At 72.3% G+C, this 18402-nt stretch carries 16 protein-coding genes; 10 read left to right on the top strand and 6 right to left on the bottom strand.

The features are described from left to right. The first annotated feature begins 148 nt into the window (after positions 1 to 148). From ABT160_RS28840 to ABT160_RS28805, 8 genes are read left to right on the top strand one after another with little or no spacing between them, the layout of a single operon-like run. The gene (locus tag ABT160_RS28840; RefSeq protein WP_351650787.1) at positions 149 to 520 is read left to right on the top strand and encodes a cupin domain-containing protein; all 372 of its coding nucleotides are present in this window, start codon (positions 149 to 151) and stop codon (positions 518 to 520) included. Continuing rightward, positions 517 to 1542, top strand: a complete 1026-nt coding sequence (locus ABT160_RS28835) for a pyridoxal phosphate-dependent aminotransferase (protein WP_351650786.1) — start codon at positions 517 to 519, stop codon at positions 1540 to 1542. The genes ABT160_RS28840 and ABT160_RS28835 overlap by 4 nt, the downstream gene beginning before the upstream one ends. Before the next feature lie 23 nt (positions 1543 to 1565). Then, entirely contained in the window at positions 1566 to 2255 is a 690-nt protein-coding gene (locus ABT160_RS28830) for a GNAT family N-acetyltransferase (RefSeq protein ID WP_351650785.1), read from the top strand. A gap of 39 nt (positions 2256 to 2294) precedes the next feature. Continuing rightward, positions 2295 to 3707 (top strand): KamA family radical SAM protein, encoded by a 1413-nt coding sequence (locus tag ABT160_RS28825; protein WP_351650784.1) that lies wholly within the window; start codon positions 2295 to 2297, stop codon positions 3705 to 3707. Continuing rightward, the gene (kdd, locus tag ABT160_RS28820; protein ID WP_351650783.1) at positions 3704 to 4741 is read left to right on the top strand and encodes an L-erythro-3,5-diaminohexanoate dehydrogenase; all 1038 of its coding nucleotides are present in this window, start codon (positions 3704 to 3706) and stop codon (positions 4739 to 4741) included. Before ABT160_RS28825 ends, kdd begins: the two co-directional genes overlap by 4 nt. After that, positions 4738 to 6360 carry a lysine 5,6-aminomutase subunit alpha gene (gene kamD, locus ABT160_RS28815; RefSeq protein ID WP_351650782.1) on the top strand — a complete coding sequence of 541 codons (1623 nt, stop codon included), beginning with the start codon at positions 4738 to 4740 and terminating at the stop codon, positions 6358 to 6360. Before kdd ends, kamD begins: the two co-directional genes overlap by 4 nt. After that, a complete protein-coding gene (kamE, locus tag ABT160_RS28810; protein ID WP_351650781.1) occupies positions 6347 to 7138 on the top strand; it encodes a lysine 5,6-aminomutase subunit beta in 792 nt (263 codons plus the stop codon). Before kamD ends, kamE begins: the two co-directional genes overlap by 14 nt. 55 nt (positions 7139 to 7193) lie before the next feature. Next, entirely contained in the window at positions 7194 to 8747 is a 1554-nt protein-coding gene (locus ABT160_RS28805; protein WP_351650780.1) for an amino acid adenylation domain-containing protein, read from the top strand. A 68-nt stretch (positions 8748 to 8815) separates the two neighbouring features. On the opposite strand, the gene ABT160_RS28800 is transcribed toward ABT160_RS28805, so the two are convergent. Beyond that, the gene (locus ABT160_RS28800) at positions 8816 to 8968 is read right to left on the bottom strand and encodes a hypothetical protein (protein WP_351650779.1); all 153 of its coding nucleotides are present in this window, start codon (positions 8966 to 8968) and stop codon (positions 8816 to 8818) included. 136 nt (positions 8969 to 9104) lie between these two features. Here ABT160_RS28800 and ABT160_RS28795 point away from each other — a divergent pair, with 136 nt between their 5' ends. Continuing rightward, complete coding sequence (locus ABT160_RS28795) at positions 9105 to 10301, top strand: helix-turn-helix domain-containing protein (protein ID WP_351650778.1); 1197 nt, start codon at positions 9105 to 9107, stop codon at positions 10299 to 10301. 104 nt (positions 10302 to 10405) lie between these two features. Then, positions 10406 to 10837, top strand: coding sequence for an ankyrin repeat domain-containing protein (locus ABT160_RS28790; protein WP_351650777.1), 432 nt, complete (start codon positions 10406 to 10408; stop codon positions 10835 to 10837). Between the two features lie 12 nt (positions 10838 to 10849). On the opposite strand, the gene ABT160_RS28785 is transcribed toward ABT160_RS28790, so the two are convergent. The 5 genes from ABT160_RS28785 to ABT160_RS28765 all read right to left on the bottom strand — a co-directional run bounded on the left by ABT160_RS28785 (position 10850) and on the right by ABT160_RS28765 (position 18383). Then, positions 10850 to 11446: a DUF5753 domain-containing protein gene (locus ABT160_RS28785; RefSeq protein WP_351650776.1), complete on the bottom strand. Its 597-nt coding sequence runs from the start codon at positions 11444 to 11446 to the stop codon at positions 10850 to 10852. Between the two features lie 125 nt (positions 11447 to 11571). Next, positions 11572 to 12990 (bottom strand): adenosylhomocysteinase, encoded by a 1419-nt coding sequence (ahcY, locus tag ABT160_RS28780; RefSeq protein WP_351650775.1) that lies wholly within the window; start codon positions 12988 to 12990, stop codon positions 11572 to 11574. Continuing rightward, on the bottom strand, positions 12968 to 13912 hold the full coding sequence (gene metF, locus ABT160_RS28775; protein ID WP_351650774.1) for a methylenetetrahydrofolate reductase [NAD(P)H]: 945 nt from the start codon (positions 13910 to 13912) through the stop codon (positions 12968 to 12970). The genes ahcY and metF overlap by 23 nt, the downstream gene beginning before the upstream one ends. Beyond that, positions 13909 to 17400 carry a methionine synthase gene (metH, locus tag ABT160_RS28770; protein WP_351650772.1) on the bottom strand — a complete coding sequence of 1164 codons (3492 nt, stop codon included), beginning with the start codon at positions 17398 to 17400 and terminating at the stop codon, positions 13909 to 13911. Before metH ends, metF begins: the two co-directional genes overlap by 4 nt. Continuing rightward, entirely contained in the window at positions 17397 to 18383 is a 987-nt protein-coding gene (locus ABT160_RS28765) for a carbohydrate kinase family protein (RefSeq protein WP_351650771.1), read from the bottom strand. The genes metH and ABT160_RS28765 overlap by 4 nt, the downstream gene beginning before the upstream one ends. Positions 18384 to 18402: the final 19 nt, after the last annotated feature.

Below are 18402 nucleotides of genomic sequence, written 5' to 3'. Positions count from 1 at the left end.
CCGGTCCACACCGGTGGCACGGACCGGTCGGCTCCCGGCGGAGCGGGACCGTGCTCCAGTGCCGCTCTAGCGAGATCGTCCACGCTCTCCAGTGAACGCCACGCTCTCCGGGAACCGGGAGTGCCGTAGCCGGAAGGGAAGTGCCCCCGTGGCCACCGCGCAGATCCGTACCGACGTACCCCAGTTCCTGCCCGTCGCGGGCCACCACGACCCGGCCCCCTTCTACCTGACGTCGGACATGTTCGGCGGCGTCCCGGTGCAGCTCGCGGGCGGTCCGATCGACCACCTGGTGGGCAGGCCCGTCGCGGACCCGCACCGCCACGACGTCGACGAGATCTACTTCCTGGTCTCGCCCCGCCCGGGCGGCGCGCGCATCGAGGTCACCGTCGACGGCGTGGTCCACGAACTGTCCTCCCCCGCCCTGCTGAACGTGCCCGCGGGCGCCGAGCACCGCTTCCTCACCCTGGAGGCGGAGCCGGGCAGCTACTGCTTCGGCATCCTGCTGGGGGACGCCGCATGACCACCGCCGCCGTCCGCACCGGGCCCGCCCGGCTGCACCTGAGCGAGAACCCCTACGGCCCCAGCCCGCGCGCCCTGCGGGCCGCCCAGGAGGCCCTGGACCCGGCCGTCTACCCCGACCCGGCCCGCTCCGCCCCGCTGGCGGCGATCGCCGACCGGCTCGGGGTGGCCGAGGACCAGGTCGCGGTGGCCAACGGCAGCGACGAACTGGTGCTGCTGACCGCGCTGTCCCTGGGCGACCGCACCCGCCCCGGCGCCACCACCGCGGGCACCTTCCCCGGCTACCGGGTCTGCCTGGAGACGGCGGGCCGCGGCTGCGAGGAGGTCCCGCTGGACGGCGCGCACACCGACGTACGGGCCGTGTGCGCCGCGATGGAGCGCGCGGGCGTCGTCTACCTGTGCCACCCGCACAACCCCACCGGCGCCGCCCTGGACCGCGAGCAGCTCGACCTGCTCGTGGAGCGGGCGGCGGTCACCGGGACGCCGCTGGTGGTCGACGAGGCGTACGCCGAGTTCGCCCCGGCCGGCACCCCGCAGCTGCGCGACTACCTGGGCAGCGGCGCGCCGCTGCTGTCCCTGCGGACCTTCTCCAAGGCGTACGGCCTCGCCTCGCTGCGCGTCGGGTACGCCGTCGGCAGCGCGGAGCTGGTCGCCCGGGTCCGCGCGGCCCAGGGCGCCGTGCCGTTCAGCGTCAACTCGGCCGGCCAGGCCGCCGCGGTGGCCGCGCTGGCCGACCGCGAGCACCTGGACGAGGTGCGGCGGCAGAACGCGCTGCGCCGGGCCTGGTTCCGTACCGAACTCACCGTGCGCGGACGGCGGTCGCTGCCCTCCACCACCAACTTCGTCGCGGTGCCCGTCACCGACTCCGCGCACGCCGAGGCGCTGCTCGCCCGCGACCACGACATCCTCGTGCGCGACGCGGGCCGCTTCGGCTTCACCGGACACCTGCGGGTCTCGCTCGGCCCCGTCGAGGACCTGATACGGCTGCTCGACGCCCTCGACGTGATCGACCCGGTCCGGTGACGGACCCCACCCCAGGAGACCCCGTGTCACACGCAGTCATCGTCAACACCCGCCAGCAGTACGCCCTGTGGCCCACCGGCAGCGAACTTCCCGACGGCTGGGCCAGCACCGGCTGGACCGGCGCCGAGCAGGCCTGCCTGGACCGGATCGCCGGCCTGTGGAACGACGGCAGGCCCGCCTCGGTGCGCCGCGCCGCCCAGGAGGACGCGGCCCGCGCCGCCGTGCGGCTGCACGCCACCGCGCGGCTCTGGCTGCGCGAGGTGCTGCCCGAGGAGGCCCGGGAGATCCGCGAGGGCGGCACCGCCGGGCTGCAGTGGCTGGGCGACGAGCCCAGCGCCGAGAGCCGGGTGGCCGCCCGGATGCTGGTCAAGGGCGCCGACGCCGGACTGCACGCGCCGGGCTGGGGCATGTACCTGCTCTTCCGCGCCTCCGACGCGCGGGTGGTCGGCGCGATGGGCTTCCACGGCCCGCCCTCCGAGGGCTCCGTGGAGATCGGCTTCGACCTCAACGAGGCGGCGCGCGGCAAGGGTTACGCCACCGAGGCGCTGGCCGAGCTGGCGCACTGGTCGCTGCGCCAGGACGGCGTGGGCACGGTCGTGGCCACCACCACCGAGGACAACACCGCCTCCCAGCACGTGATGGAGCGGGCCGGCTTCGCACTGCTGCCCGAGCGGGACCCCGAGGGCCTGCTCGTGTACCGGCTCACGCACTGAGATCCGTACGAACGCCACCCACGGAAGACCACGAGGAGCATGGTGTCCCGTTCCCTGCGCGCCGAGACCCGTTCCGAGGACACGGCCGCCGAGCCCCTCCCCCAGCCGTACGCCTACCGCCGCCACGAGGCCGTGGAGCCGGAGTGGCGGCGGTTCCCCGGCTGGCGGGACGTGACCGAGGCCCAGTGGCGCGACGCCCAGTGGCAGCGCGCCCACTGCGTCAAGAACGTCCGCCAGCTGCACGAGGTGACCGGCGGCGCGCTCGGCGAGGTGTTCTACGCCGACCTGGAGTCCGACCAGCGCGACCACGCCACCATGTCCATCCTGCTGCCGCCGCACGTCCTCAACACCATCGCGCCGTACGGCGAGTTGGAGACGACCGCCTGGTACGACGACCCGGTGCGGCGCTACATGCTGCCGGTCGCCTCCGACCGGCACCCGCTCTGGCCCGACCACCCGATGGCCTCGCGCGACTCGCTGCACGAGGCGGAGATGTGGGCGGTGGAGGGCCTCACCCACCGCTACCCCACCAAGGTGCTGGCCGAGCTGGTCACCACCTGCCCGCAGTACTGCGGCCACTGCACCCGGATGGACCTGGTCGGCACCTCGACGGCGCAGGTCACCAAGTACCGCTTCGTGCTCCGCCCGGCGGACCGGCTCGACCGCATGATCGACTACCTGCGGGCCACCCCGGCCGTGCGGGACGTGGTGGTCTCCGGCGGCGACGTGGCCAACGTGCCCTGGCCGCGCCTGGCCTCCTTCGTCGACCGGCTCCTGGAGCTGGACTCGGTGCGCGACATCCGGCTCGCCTCCAAGGGCCTGGTCGGACTGCCCCAGCACTGGCTCGCGCCCCAAGTCCTCGACGGCATAGCGGACTTGTCGGCCAAGGCGCGCGCCCGCGGGGTGTCGCTCGCCCTGCACACCCACGCCAACGCCGCCCAGCAGGTCACCCCGCTGGTCGCCGAGGCGTCCCGGGCGCTGCTCGCGGCGGGCCTGCGCGACGTGCGCAACCAGGGCGTCCTGCTCGACGGCGTGAACTCCACCCCCGAGGCCCTGCTCGACCTGTGCTTCGCACTGCTCGACTCAGCCGGCGTCATGCCGTACTACTTCTACCTCTGCGACATGATCCCCGGCGCCGAGCACTGGCGGCTCCCGCTGCACCGCGCCCAGGCGCTGCAGCGCTCCATCATGGGCTACCTGCCCGGCTTCGCCACCCCGCGCCTGGTGTGCGACGTGCCCTACGTCGGCAAGCGCTGGGTGGACCAGGTGGACGGCTACGACCGCACCCGCGGCATCTCGTCGTGGACCAAGAACTACCGCACCACCGTCGACCACACCGACCCCGCCGCCCTGGACCAGGTGCACCACTACTACGACCCGGTCCACACCCTGCCCGAGCAGGGCCAGAAGTGGTGGACCAGCGCCCGCACCCTGATCGGCGGCCCGGCGTGAGCACCACCACCGCCTCCCCGCTGGGGCTGCACCGGGTGCGCGCCCCGCACGGGGTGCTGCCGCAGGCCGCGCTGCGCCTGGACACCGACCCGCGCCTGGCGCCGGACGAGGTGCGGGTGGACGTCAGCCGCCTCAACCTGGACGCCGCGTCCTTCCGCCAGCTGCGCGAGGCGCACGACGGGGACGGCGCGGCGGTACGGGACGCGGTCCTCGCGCTCGTACGCGAACGGGGCAAGGTCCACAACCCGGTGACCGGCTCCGGCGGCATGCTCATCGGCACCGTCGCCGAAGCCGGACCCGACTCCCCGCTCGGGCTGCGCGCGGGGATGCGCGTCGCCACCCTGGTGTCGCTCACCCTGACCCCGCTGGAGATCACCGACGGGCTGCGCGACTGGGACGGCCGGTCCGAGCGGGTCCCCGCGCGCGGCCACGCGATCCTCTTCGGGCGCTCCATCGCGGCCGTGCTGCCCGAGGACCTGCCGGAGGAGCTGGCCCTCTCGGTGTTCGACGTGTGCGGCGCCCCGGCGCTGACCACCCGGGTCGTCTCCTCCTACGCCTCCCCGTCCGTCCTGGTCCTGGGCGCCTCCGGCAAGTCCGGCTCGCTGTCGCTGGCCGCCGCCCGCCGCGCGGGCGCCGCCCGGCTGACCGGCGTGGTGCCCGACGCGGCCGAGGAGGCCGCCCTGGCCGCCGCCGGCCTCGCGGACGAGGTCGTGCGGGCCGACGCGCGCGACGCGGTCGCCCTGGCCGCCCTGGTGGACGAGGCGGACGTCACCGTGGTCTGCACCGACGTGGCCGGCTGCGAGCACGCGGCGATCCTGGCGACCCGGGACGGCGGCACGGTGGTGTTCTTCTCCATGGCGACCTCCTTCAGCGCCGCGGCCCTGGGCGCCGAGGGCCTCGCCCGCGACGTGACCATGCTGATCGGCAACGGCTACCAGCCGGGGCACAGCGCGGCGGCCCTGGAGCTGGTGCGCGGGGTCCCGGGCGTGCGCGCCCTGTTCGAGCGCGCCGGAGCGCACCGGGGGGCCCGATGACACCGCTGCTCGCCGGGGCGCCCGCCACGGCCTCGCCCGTACCGCGCCCGGAGCCCAAGCTGGGCCTGGACCCGCGCACCGTCGCCCGCGCCCGCGCCCTCGCCGCCCGCGCCGGGCGGCCCGTCGTGGACCTGGCCCGCTCGCACACCACGGTCGCGGTGGAGCGGGCCACGCTGCGCCTCGCCGGGCTCGACGGCGCTGACAGCGAGGGCATCCCCTGGGTCAACCGGCTCGTCGACGCGGTCGCCGACACCGTGGGCCTGGAGCACGGGGTGTGCCTGCCCGTGTGGGACGCGCTCGGCAGCGGGGAGTACCGCGGCCTCACCGACCTGGCCGCCCGGGCCGCGGCGCGCACCGTGCCGTTCCGGGTCCCCGCCGGGTCCGAGGCGCGCACGGCCCTGGGCGCGGCCCGCGCCGCGGTGGCCGGGGGCATCGCGACGATCGACGCGCGCCGGGCCGAACGGGACCGCCTCGCGGGCCTGTTGGGCGATCCACCCGCGCCCTGGATCTACCTGATCGTGGCCACCGGCGACATCTACGAGGACATCCGCCAGGCCCAGGCCGCGGCGCGCGGCGGCGCCGACGTGATCGCCGTCATCCGCTCCACGGGCCAGTCGCTGCTCGACTACGTGCCCGAGGGCGCCACCCGCGAGGGGTACGCGGGGACGTACGCGACCCGCGAGAACTTCCGCCTGATGCGCGCCGCCCTCGACGAGGTCTCCGCCGAACTCGGCCGCTACGTACGCCTGACCAACTACGCGTCCGGACTGTGCATGCCCGAGATCGCCGCGCTCGCGGGCCTGGAACGGCTCGACATGATGCTCAACGACTCGATGTACGGGATCCTCTTCCGCGACATCAACCCGGTGCGCACCTTCGTCGACCAGCGCTTCTCCCGCCAGCTGCACGCCCGCGCGGGCATCCTCATCAACACCGGCGAGGACAACTACCTCACCACCGCCGACGCCGTCGACGCCGCGCACACGGTGACCGCGAGCCAGCTGCTCAACGAGTACTTCGCCAAGGAGGCCGGGCTGCCCGACGGGCAGCTGGGCCTGGGCCACGCCTTCGAGATCGACCCGGACCGCCCCGAGTCGTTCCGCATGGAGCTCGCGCACGCGCTGCTGGCCCGCGAGGTGTTCCCGGACGCGCCGCTGAAGTGGATGCCGCCGACCCGGCACATGACCGGCGACGTCTTCCGCGGCTACCTGCTCAACGGGTTCTTCAACCTGGCGGGCGCGCTCACCGGCCAGTCCATCCTGCTGGTCGGCATGATGACCGAGGCCGTCGTCACCCCCTTCCTGTCCGACCGCGACCTGGCCCTGCAGAACGTGCGCTACGTCCTGGGCGCCGCCGGCTCGCTGGCCGAGGACTTCCGCCCGGCCCCCGACGGCTTCATCGTCCGCCGCGCCCACCAGGTCCTCGACGAGGCCGTCGACCTGCTCGGACAGCTCTGCGACGAGGGCCTCCTGGAGGCCATCGGACGCGGCACCTTCGGCGGGATGAAGCGTCCCGCCGACGGCGGGCGCGGGGCCGACGGCGTCGTGGCCCGCGCCCCCGGTTACCGCAACCCGGCCGCCGACATCCTGGAAGGAGACCAGGCCGATGAGCAGCACTGAACCCACCACGGGGACCGTCCGCCCGTACGGCGACACCACCGGCGACGGCATGGTGCAGCTGTCCTTCACGCTCCCCCTGCCGCTCGGCCCGCGCGCCGAGGGCGCGGCCCTCCAGCTCGCCCGCCGCATGGGCATGGACCGCCCCCTCCTGGTGCACAGCAAGGCCGTCGGGGGCACCGACTTCAGCTTCTTCGTCGTGTACGGCGCGGTGACCCACGCCGTGGAGCTGTCCGAGGTCGAGGTGGCCGAGCGGGACTACCCCCTGCTGTCGGCCAAGGAGTGCGACGCGGCCATCGACGTGCGGCTCGGCCGTCCGCTGGTCGTCCTGGGCGCCTGCATCGGCACCGACGCGCACACCGTCGGCATCGACGCGATCCTCAACATCAAGGGCTTCGCGGGCGAGAAGGGCCTGGAGTACTACAAGAAGATGCGCGTGCTCAACCTGGGCGCGCAGGTCGCGGTCGGCGACCTGGTGCGCCGGGCGCGCGCCGAACGGGCGGACGCGGTGCTGGTCTCCCAGGCGGTGACCCAGCGCGACGCGCACCTGACCAACGTACGAGAACTGAGCGCCGAGTTGCGTGCCGAGTTCGCCGAGGACGAGCGTCCGCTGCTCGTCGTCGGCGGCCCACGGTTCGACGCTTCTACGGCGGCGTCCCTGGGCGCCGACCGGATCTTCGGCCGAGGTACCACGCCCGGGGACGTGGCCAGCTACCTGGTCCACGCCCTGGCGTCCGAGGCCGCGGCGGTGCCGGCGGCCGTACTGGAGGGCGTCGCGTGAACAGCGTGGACGGGACGCCCGCCAGCACTCCGAGAGGGACCCGAGGGAGGACCCGATGAACGCCCACATCGGCACCGGCGACGACCGGCTGCCAGAACTGGACCGGCTGGCCGGCGAGGTCGACGCGCTGCTCGGCGCGATCGGCCTGGCCCGCCCCGCCGACCGCATCGACACCCGGTTCGCGGCCACGGCGTCCCGCAACGCGGCGCGCACCGCCACCTGGGACGCCGAGGGGAAGGTGACGTACCTCGAACTGGAGTGGATGGCCGACGAGATAGCCCGCCGCCTGGAGGGCCGCACGGGCCCGGGCCGGCTCGTGGCGCTGCGCGCGTCCCGCGGCCGGTACGCGCCGGGCGGCGTCCTGGGCATCCTGCGCTCCGGCGCGGCCTACCTGCCGGTGGACCCGCACTACCCGGCGGCGCGCCAGGAGTTCCTGCTCTCCGACTCGGGCGCGGACCTGGTGCTCTCCGACTCGGGGCTGCTCGCGGACGAGGTGCCGATCGCGAAGGCGGGCCCGTTCGTCCTGGCGACGCGGCCGACGGCGACGGCGACCGTGGTGCTGCCGGAGGACGCGGCGTACGTGATCTACACCTCGGGCTCCACGGGGTTGCCGAAGGGCTGCGTGGTCGGCCACTCCCAGGTCCTCGCCCTGCTCGACTCCACGATCCCGATCCTGGACACCGGGCCCGAGGACGTCTGGACGCTGTTCCACTCGCTGAGCTTCGACTTCAGCGTGTGGGAGCTGTGGGGCCCGCTGCTGTACGGCGGGCAGCTGACGGTGGTCGACCGGGAGGCGGCGACCGACCCGCTGGAGTTCGCGCGGCTGGTCGCGGAGCGCGGGGTGACGGTGCTCAACCAGGTGCCGTCGGCCTTCAGCAACCTCACGGCCGAGGCGGTGGCGGAGCGGATGCGCTTCCCGGCGCTGCGCCGGGTGGTGTTCGGCGGGGAGGCCCTGGTCCCCGACGACATCCGCACCTGGTGGGAGCGGCAACTGGCGCCGAACGCGGCGCTGGTGAACATGTACGGGATCACCGAGACGACGGTCCACGTGACGTTCTGCGAGCTCACGCCCGAGACGCTGGCCTCCCCGCACACCCCCGTCGGCCGTCCGCTGCCGCACCTCACGCTCACGCTGCGGGACGAGGACGGCACCGAGGTGGGCCCGGGCGAGCCGGGCGAGGTCTGGGTGGGCGGCGCGGGGGTCGCGTACGGCTACCTGAACCGCCCGGAGCTGACCGCGGCGCGCTTCGTGGACGGGGAGTACCGCAGCGGCGACTGGGCGGTGGCGGACGAGGACGGCGCCCTGCACTACATCGGCCGCCGGGACGGCCAGGTGAAGGTGCGGGGCTTCCGCATCGAGCTGGGCGAGGTGGAGTCCGTACTGCGCACCCTGCCGGGCGTCAGCGCGGCGGCCTGCGCGGTGCCCGCGGAGACGGGCGCGCTGACGGCGTACGTGGTGGGCGACCCGGAGACGGCGTCGTCCCGCGAGATCCGCGCGTCCCTCTCGGCGGAGCTCCCGCCGCACATGGTCCCCCAGGTGATCCACCACCTGCCCCGCCTCCCCCTGACCCCGCACGGAAAGCTGGACAGGGCGTCGCTGCCGGTGTGACGGCGCACCGGACGGCGGCGGGGCCCGGACCTCCTGGTCCGGGCCCCGCCGCCGTCCAGCGCCAGGAGTCAACGCCGCTGCAGCAGTAGGCAGAGCACGCTGACCACCGCGATCCCCACGAGCAGCGCGACTCCGAAGGCGGGGTGGAGGAAGGCCACGTAGGTGGCACCGGCTCCTGTCAACAACAACACCAGGGCACTGACGTCCATACGACCGTCCACGGTCCGTCCTCCTCGATTCCGGTGCCCATCGGCACTTTCCGGCGGACCTTCAGGGTCGAGGTGGGTAAGAGTGTTGCCAGAGGGCAACACCGCGAGCCGGTGTTGCCGACCCGTGCAACACGTCGTGGGGGGGCGCGTGAACGACGGAAGCGATCGTCCCGGAGCGGAAGTCGAACGGCGGGCTGCCGCAGTCCAGCAGACACGTGCCCGGGCCGATTCCGAACGACTGCGCCGGCAGCAGCACCGGCGGGAAGTCGAAGCCGCTTGCGATGCACTGGCTGTCGAACTACGCACGCTCGTGGGTGGTTTGGAGATCAGCCAGAACAGGCTGGCCCAGCGCCTTCACATGAACAAGGGCACTCTCTCCAGGTATCTGAGCGCCAGTCAGGTACCCGACTGGAACGTCGTGCTCGGGATCTTCGAGGAAGTGGCGCACGAGCGCGGCGTCCCGATCACCCGCGAATCATGGCAGCGGATTCACGACGCCCACCGGGTCGCGCTGATGCTGAAGCACCCCATGGCCTACGAGGTCCACGTCGCTCGCGATGAACTTGCGGCCGGAGAAAGAGAGCTGCGGTCACTAAAACTACGCGAAACTGCACTGAACGCCCACATCGGCGACCAGGTCGAGAGGATCGGCCAGCTGGAGGCCGACAAGCAGGCGCTCATCATGGAGAACGTCCAGGACCACGGCCGTACACGTGAGGAACGCCGCCGTCTGCAGGAGCAGATCGACGCCCTCCAAGCGGCTTACGCGGAACAACAGGACGAGCTTCGAGTCCTGCAGGAGGACCTGCGAAGGACTCAGGAAGAGAAGCGGATCGCAGAACGACGCTGCGAGGAACTGGACCAAAGGCTCGCCGAGGCGGAGGAACGCGGGGCGGACGAGTCCGCGGAGGACACCCCGGCCGACCGAGCCCTGGAGGACCCGACCACACGACGGATCAGGATCGGTCTCAGCTGGCAGTACGGACGAGCCGGGCAAGCTCTTGAGTACCTCACCGGCGGCTGCCGGCCCGACGAGATCGATGGGGAGATGCTGTGGGCCCTGGCCTCCTCCCTGAACGCCAATGAGCTGGCCCACTTGTTCCTCCTGCTGCACGAGGACCACGAGTTCGACCCGATGTTCCAGACGCTCTCCCGGGAGATCGTCAACGTCTACGACCACGTTCAGGATCGCTATCTCGGGATCTATGCGAAAGCGCAGGAAGTCGCGAACGCCCTGCAAGCGATCAGCGCCCCCCAGGTCGCGGAGAGAATCGCGGTGATCGTCACCGGCATCACCGACCCGGACGCGGCCGTGGAGCACATGAACGAGCGGGTCACTCCGTGAACAGGCGGATCGCCGGAGCCCGCAGCGGGCCTGGCGCCCGCCCCGGTGTCGCCGTGGGAAAACCGAGTACCGAACGCACGACGCGCCTAGTAACCTCCCCCGCCATGACCACCCGACGCCGCCGCAAGAAGCTCGACCACCGCCTCTACGGGGCCGTCCTCGGCGGCAGCGTCCCCGCCGTGCGCGCCGCGCTGCGGGCCGGAGCCGACCCGCACGGCCCCTACGCCGACGGCACCACACCGCTGTACCAGGCCGCCGTGCAGGGCAACGGCGGAGTCGTACGCCTGCTCCTGGAGCTCGGGGCCGCCCCCGACACCGAGAGCCACGGCCTCGGCGCCGAGGGCACGCCGCTGTGCGCGGCGGCCTGCTGGGGCCACGAGAGCGCGGTCCGCGCCCTGCTGTCCCACGGCGCCGACCCCAACCTCCCCGAGGACGCCGGCACGGGCCTCACCCCCCTCCAGTGGGCCGCCCGCGGCCCACACGACGGGACGGTGGAGCTGCTGGTGGCGGCGGGGGCGGTCGACGCCGCCGGCTGAGCGGCGGCGCGGCTACCCCAGGGCCCGCGATTCCGCGCGGACCAGGTCCTCCGCCTCCACGCCGTACACGGCCGAGCGCGCGAGGAGGCTGAACGCCTTCTCGTACGAGGCCAGTTGCCCGGGGTCCGTCTGCGTTGGGTAGTCGCCGAACAGCTCCACTTCCACCCGCTGACCGTCGAAGACCGAGAACGAGTTGCCCGGGTAGATCCACCGCTCCGACCGGTCCGGGATGATGCCCAGCCGCAGGCCCTCCAGGTCGAAGGAGTTCAGCAGGTGGTCGAGCTGGGCGCGCATCACCGCCCTGCCACCGATGTTCGTGCGCAGCGCCTGCTGGCCCAGCAGCACGTGGTAAGTGCGGCCTCCGGTACCGATGTACCGGGCCCTCGCCGTGCGCGCGGCGACGCCCGCCTCGATGTCCCTCGGGGTGTCGAGGAAGTCGACCACCAGGCGCAGCATCGCGCGTACGTAGTCCGGGGTCTGGAGGTTGCCCCAGATCACCTCGGGACAGTAGTGGCGGGAGTGCGTCGTCGCCCTGACCAGGTCCAGGAATGCCTCCTGCGTCGGCCCCATTCCCTCGCGGTGCAGCTCTTCCCACGGCTTCTCGGTCACTGTTCCTCCTCCGGTGCGCGTCCCGCCATGCCTGCCCACGCAACCCGCCGCCCAACGCGCCCGCACGCGGAAAGCCGGAACCCGTCGGGGTTCCGGCCTTCCGTGCGATGTGGGGCGGGTGGCGGTCAGTAGCGGTAGTGGTCCGGCTTGTACGGGCCGTTGACGTCCACGCCGATGTACGACGCCTGTTCCGGGCGCAGTTCCGTCAGCTTGACGCCCAGGGCCGACAGGTGGAGGCGGGCGACCTTCTCGTCCAGGTGCTTGGGGAGCACGTAGACGTCCGTCGGGTACTCCTCGGGCTTGGTGAAGAGCTCGATCTGGGCCAGGGTCTGGTCCGCGAAGGAGTTCGACATCACGAAGGACGGGTGGCCCGTCGCGTTGCCCAGGTTCAGCAGCCGGCCCTCGGACAGGACGATCAGGACCTTGCCGTCCGGGTACGTCCAGGTGTGGACCTGCGGCTTGACCTCGTCCTTGACGATCCCCGGCGTCTTGGCCAGGCCCGCCATGTCGATCTCGTTGTCGAAGTGGCCGATGTTGCCCACGATCGCCTGGTGCTTCATCCTGGCCATGTCGCTCGCCATGATGATGTCCTTGTTGCCCGTCGTGGTGATGAAGATGTCGGCCGTCTCGACGACCTCCTCCAGCGTCGTGACCTGGTAGCCGTCCATCGCCGCCTGCAGGGCGCAGATGGGGTCGATCTCCGTCACGATCACCCGCGCGCCCTGGCCGCGCAGCGACTCCGCCGAGCCCTTGCCCACGTCCCCGTAACCGCAGATGACGACGGTCTTGCCGCCGATCAGGACGTCGGTGGCGCGGTTGATGCCGTCGACGAGGGAGTGGCGGCAGCCGTACTTGTTGTCGAACTTCGACTTCGTCACCGCGTCGTTCACGTTGATCGCCGGGAAGAGGAGCGCCCCCTCCTTGTGCATCTCGTACAGGCGGTGCACGCCCGTCGTGGTCTCCTCGGTCACGCCGCGGATCCCGGACGCCACCTCCGACCACTTCAGCCCGGTGCGGCCGAGCAGTTCGAGGATGACCTGGAACTCCTCGTTGTCCGCGGTCGACGGGTCAGGGACCGCGCCCGCCTTCTCGTACTCGACGCCCTTGTGGACGAGGAGCGTGGCGTCACCGCCGTCGTCCAGGATCATGTTCGGGCCCGGCTGGCCGGGCCACGACAGGGCCTGCTCGGTGCACCACCAGTACTCCTCCAGCGTCTCGCCCTTCCAGGCGAAGACCGGGATCCCGGCGGCCGCGATCGCCGCCGCCGCGTGGTCCTGGGTGGAGAAGATGTTGCAGGACACCCAGCGGACCTCGGCGCCCAGCGCCACCAGGGTCTCGATCAGGACCGCCGTCTGGACCGTCATGTGCAGGGAGCCGGTGATCCGCGCGCCGGCCAGCGGCTGCCGCTCCGCGTACTCCTTGCGGATCGACATCAGGCCGGGCATCTCGTGCTCGGCGAGGGTGATCTCCTTGCGGCCGAAGGCGGCCAGCGAGATGTCCGCGACCTTGTAGTCCGTGAAGTCAGCTGCTGGCTGCGAGGACATGTGCGCTCCTTGTCGATGTGCTCGGGGAAGTGGTGCCCAGCGGTCCGCGCGTGGGGCCCACGATGTTCTCGTGGATCTCCAGCGTCGCCGTCGAGCGGTTCAGCGTGATGTAGTGCAGGCCCGGCGCCCCTTCCGCGAGCAGCCGGTCCGCCATCTCCGTCGCGTACGCCACCCCGATGCGCCGGCCCTCCGCCGCGTCCTCGCGCGCCGCCTCCAGGCGGGCGGCGAGCTCGGCGGGGAAGGTCGCGTGGGACAGCTCGGCGAACCGGGCGATCTGGCGCACGTCGGTGGCCGGCATGATCTCGGGGATGACCGGGGTGGCGCAGCCCGCGGCCGCGACCCGGTCCCGCAGCCGCAGGTAGTCCTCCACCCGGAAGAACATCTGCGTGACCGCGTAGTCCGCGCCCGCCCGGCACTTGGCGACGAAGTGCCGGATGTCGCTGTCCCAGTCCGGGGAGCGCGGGTGCTTCTCGGGGAAGGCCGCCACGCCCACGCTGAAGTCGCCCAGCTCACGTACCAGGGTGACCAGTTCATGGGCGTGGGTGAAGCCCTCGGGGTGCTTCTCCCAGGGGGCGTTGGGGTCGCCCGGCGGGTCGCCCCGCAGGGCCAGGACGTCCCGGACGCCCGCGTCCGCGTACTGGCCGACGATGTGGCGCAGTTCCGCGACCGTGTGGCCGACGGCGGTCAGGTGCGCCACCGGGCGCAGGGTGGTCTCGGCGGCGATCCGCTTGGTCACCTCGACGGTGCGGTCGCGGGACGAGCCGCCCGCGCCGTACGTCACCGACACGAAGGTCGGGGCCAGCGGCTCGATGCGGCGGATCGCGTTCCACAGCGTCCGGGTCCCGGCCTCCGTCTTCGGCGGGAAGAACTCGAAGGAGTACGTCGGGGCGCCCGTCGCCAGGACCTCGCGCAGGGTGCTCATGAGCGGCCTCCGGCGTTGAAGTAGCTGGCCTCCGGGTGGTGCAACACGATCGCGTCCGTGGACTGCTCCGGGTGCAGCTGGAACTCCTCGGACAGTACGACCCCGATCCGCTCGGGCCGCAGCAGCTCGGCGATCTTCGCCCGGTCCTCCAGGTCGGGGCAGGCCGGGTAGCCCAGCGAATAGCGGCAGCCCTGGTACTCGGTGCGGAACATCGCCTCCAGGTCGGCCGGGTCGGCCGCCGCGATGCCCAGCTCGGAGCGGACCCGGGCGTGCCAGTACTCGGCCAGGGCCTCGGCCAACTGCACGGAGAGGCCGTGCAGTTCGAGGTAGTCGCGGTAGGCGTCGGCCTCGAAGAGCTTCGCCGTGGCCTCGCCGATCCGCGACCCGGCGGTGACCACCTGCAGGCCCACCACGTCCGTCTCGCCGGACTCCTCCGGGCGGAAGAAGTCCGCCAGGCACAGGAACCGGCCGCGGCGCTGGCGCGGGAAGGTGAAGCGGGTCAGTTCCGAGCCGTCCTCGTCGAGCAGGATCAGGTCATCGCCCTTGGACACGCACCGGAAGTAGCCGTGCACCACGGCCGCCTCCAGCAGGTTGTCCGTCTGCAGGCGGTCCAGCCAGCCGCGCAGCCGGGGCCGGCCCTCCGTCTCCACCAGCTCCTCGTAGCTCGGCCCGCCGCGCGACTGCTTCAGTCCCCACTGGCCCTTGAAGAGCGCGCCCTCGTCGAGCCAGGACGCGTAGTCCTTGAGCGGAATGCCCTTGATCACGCGGGTGCCCCAGAACGGCGGCTCCGGGACCGGGTTGTCCACGGCGACGTCGGAGCGGGCCGGGACGTCCTCGTCGCGCTCCTGGACCTGCACCGTGGCGGCCGTGACCCGGCGCCGCTTGAGTTCGGGCAGGGTCGCCCCGGGCACGCCGCGCTTGACCGCGATCAGGGCATCCATCAGGCGCAGCCCCTCGAACGCGTCGCGGGCGTAGCGCACCTCGCCCTCGTAGATCTCGTGCAGGTCCTGCTCGACGTAGGCCCGGGTCAGGGCCGCGCCACCGAGGATGACCGGGTAGTCCGCGGCCATCTTGCGCTGGTTCAGCTCCTGGAGGTTCTCCTTCATGATGACCGTGGACTTCACCAGCAGGCCCGACATGCCGATCACGTCGGCCCTGTGCTCCTCGGCGGCCTCCAGGATCGCCGAGACGGGCTGCTTGATCCCCAGGTTCACCACGTTGTAGCCGTTGTTGGACAGGATGATGTCCACCAGGTTCTTGCCGATGTCGTGCACGTCGCCGCGGACCGTCGCCAGCACGATGGTGCCCTTGCCCTCCGCGTCCGACTTCTCCATGTGCGGTTCGAGGAACGCCACGGCGTTCTTCATGACCTCGGCGGACTGGAGCACGAACGGCAGCTGCATCTGGCCCGAGCCGAACAGCTCGCCCACGACCTTCATGCCTTCGAGCAGGACGTCGTTGACGATCTCCAGGGCCGGACGTCCGTCCAGCGCCTCCTGGAGGTCGGCCTCCAGGCCGTTGCGCTCGCCGTCGATGATCCGGCGCTGCAGCCGCTCCTCGAGCGGCAGCGCGGCCAGTTCCTCCGCCTTGCCCGCCTTCAGCGACTTCGCGGTGGCGCCCTCGAAGAGCTGGAGGAACTTCTGGAGCGGGTCGTATCCCTCGGCCCTGCGGTCGTAGATCAGGTCGAGCGCGACCTGGACGTGCTCTTCCTCCAGGCGTGCGATGGGCAGGATCTTGGAGGCGTGCACGATGGCCGAGTCCAGGCCCGCCTTGACGCACTCGTCCAGGAAGACCGAGTTCAGGACGATGCGGGCGGCCGGGTTGAGGCCGAAGGAGATGTTCGACAGGCCCAGCGTGGTCTGCACATCCGGGTGGCGGCGCTTCAACTCCCGTATCGCTTCTATGGTGTTGATGCCGTCCTTGCGGGACTCCTCCTGCCCCGTGCAGATGGTGAACGTCAGGGTGTCGATGAGGATGTCGGACTCGCGGATGCCCCAGTGGGTCGTCAGGTCGCCGATCAGGCGCTGCGCGATGGCCACCTTGTTCTCGACGGTGCGGGCCTGGCCCTCCTCGTCGATGGTGAGGGCCATCAGGGCGGCGCCGTGCTCGCGGGCGAGCGCCGAGACCTTGGCGAACCGCGATTCCGGCCCGTCGCCGTCCTCGAAGTTGACCGAGTTGATGACGGCGCGCCCGCCGAGCTTCTCCAGACCGGCCTGCAGGACCTCGACCTCGGTGGAGTCCAGCACGATCGGCAGCGTGGAGGCGGTGGCGAACCGGCCGGCCAGCTCGGCCATGTCGGCCACGCCGTCACGGCCCACGTAGTCCACGCACAGGTCCAGCATGTGCGCGCCCTCGCGGATCTGGTCCCGCACCATCTCCACGCAGTCGTCCCAGCGGGCCTCCAGCATCGCCTCGCGGAACTTCTTCGACCCGTTCGCGTTCGTCCGCTCACCGATCGCCATGTACGCCGTGTCCTGCCGGAACGGCACCGTCTGGTACAGCGACGCCGCACCCGCCTCGGGGCGCGGCTCACGCGCGGGCGGGGTCAGGCCCCTGACCCGCTGGACGACCTGCCCGAGGTGTTCCGGGGTCGTACCGCAGCAGCCGCCCACCAGGGATAGGCCGTACTCCTGGACGAAGCTCTCCTGCGCGTCCGCCAGCTCCCCCGCCGAGAGCGGATAGTGCGCACCGTCCTTGCCGAGCACCGGCAGACCGGCGTTGGGCATGCACGAGAGCTGTACGCGCGCGTTCCTGGCCAGGTAGCGCAGGTGCTCGCTCATCTCGGCAGGTCCGGTGGCGCAGTTGAGGCCGATCATGTCGATGTCCAGCGGCTCCAGGGCCGTCAGCGCCGCACCGATTTCCGAGCCGAGCAGCATGGTGCCGGTCGTCTCGACCGTCACGGACACGATGACCGGCACCCGGAACCCGACGGCCGCGAGGCCCCGGTGGGCGCCGAGCACCGCCGCCTTGGTCTGCAGGAGGTCCTGGGTGGTCTCGATCAGCAGCGCGTCGGCGCCGCCCGCGATCAGGCCCTCGGCGTTCTGCTGGTAGGCGTCGCGCAGCGCCCGGTACGGGGCGTGCCCCAGGGTCGGCAGCTTGGTGCCCGGCCCCATCGAGCCCAGCACCCACCGCTGCTGCCCCGTCGAGGCGGTGAACTCGTCCGCCACCTCACGAGCGACCCGCGCACCGGACTCGGAGAGTTCGAAGACCCGCTCGGGGATGTCGTACTCCCCCAGCGCCGCCAGGTTCGCCCCGAAGGTGTTGGTCTCCACGCAGTCCACGCCGACGGCGAAGTACGCCTCGTGCACCGAGCGCACGATGTCCGGACGGGTGACGTTGAGGATCTCGTTGCAGCCTTCGAGCTGCTCGAAGTCGTCCAGGGAGGGGTCCTGCGCCTGGAGCATCGTGCCCATCGCGCCGTCGGCCACCACCACCCGGGTGGCGAACGCCTCGCGCAGCGCCGCGATCCGGGCTTCCGCCGCGGTCACGACAGGTGCTCCAGGCACGGGGCGAGGACGGCCGCGGCCTCCGCGCCGTAGGCCCGTACCGCCGCGTCGGTGAGGCGGGTGCGGTCGGCCGTGTAGGACTGCGAGCCGACCGCGGCGAGCGCCTGCGAGGCGACGACGCAGCCGAGCCGGGCGGCGGCCTCCAGGGGCAGCCCGTGGGCGACGGCGGCCAGGAACCCGGAGCGGAAGGCGTCGCCGACGCCGGTGGGGTCGGCGACCGGGGAGTCGGGCACGGCGGGCACGGTGACCGTCGCGTGGCCCTCGCGGTCGACGCGTACGCCCGCCTCGCCCAGGGTGGTGACCCAGGTGCCGACCTTGGCCAGCACGTCGGCGCGGTCCCAGCCGGTCTTCTCCTGGAGCAGCGCGGCCTCGTACTCGTTGGTGAACAGCCAGCGGGCGCCGTCCACCAGGTCGCGGGCCTCGGCGCCGTCCAGGCGGGCGAGCTGCTGGGAGGGGTCGGCCGCGAAGGGCAGGCCCAGTTCGCGGCACTCGGCGGTGTGGCGCAGCATCGCGGCCGGGTCGTTGGGACAGACCAGGACGAGGTCGGGGCGCTCGTCGGCGGGGCCGACCAGCTGCCAGAGGTCGATGTTCCTGGCCTCCTGCATGGCGCCGGCGTAGAAGGAGGCGATCTGGTTGGAGTCGGCGTCGGTGATGCACATGAAGCGGGCGGTCTGGCGCTCGGTGGAGACGAGCACGTGGCCGGTGTCGACGCCGTGCTCCTTGAGCCAGACCTCGTACTCGGCGAAGTCGCTGCCCACCGCGCCGACGAGCAGCGGGCGGAGCCCGAGGCCGCCGAGGCCGAAGGCGACGTTGGCCGCCACCCCGCCCCGGCGGACCTCGAGTTCGTCGACGAGGAAGGAGAGCGAGACATGAGCGAGCTGGTCGGGGATCAGCTGATCCGCGAACCGGCCGGGGAAGACCATCAGGTGGTCGGTGGCGATGGAACCGGTGACAGCGATGCGCACGTCGGGATCTCCTCGGATG

This window comes from Streptomyces sp. NPDC001941, assembly GCF_040296945.1.
Classification (GTDB): domain Bacteria; phylum Actinomycetota; class Actinomycetes; order Streptomycetales; family Streptomycetaceae; genus Streptomyces.
The sequence above is the reverse complement of the archived record's forward strand: the minus strand, read 5'-3'. Positions and strand labels throughout refer to the sequence as shown.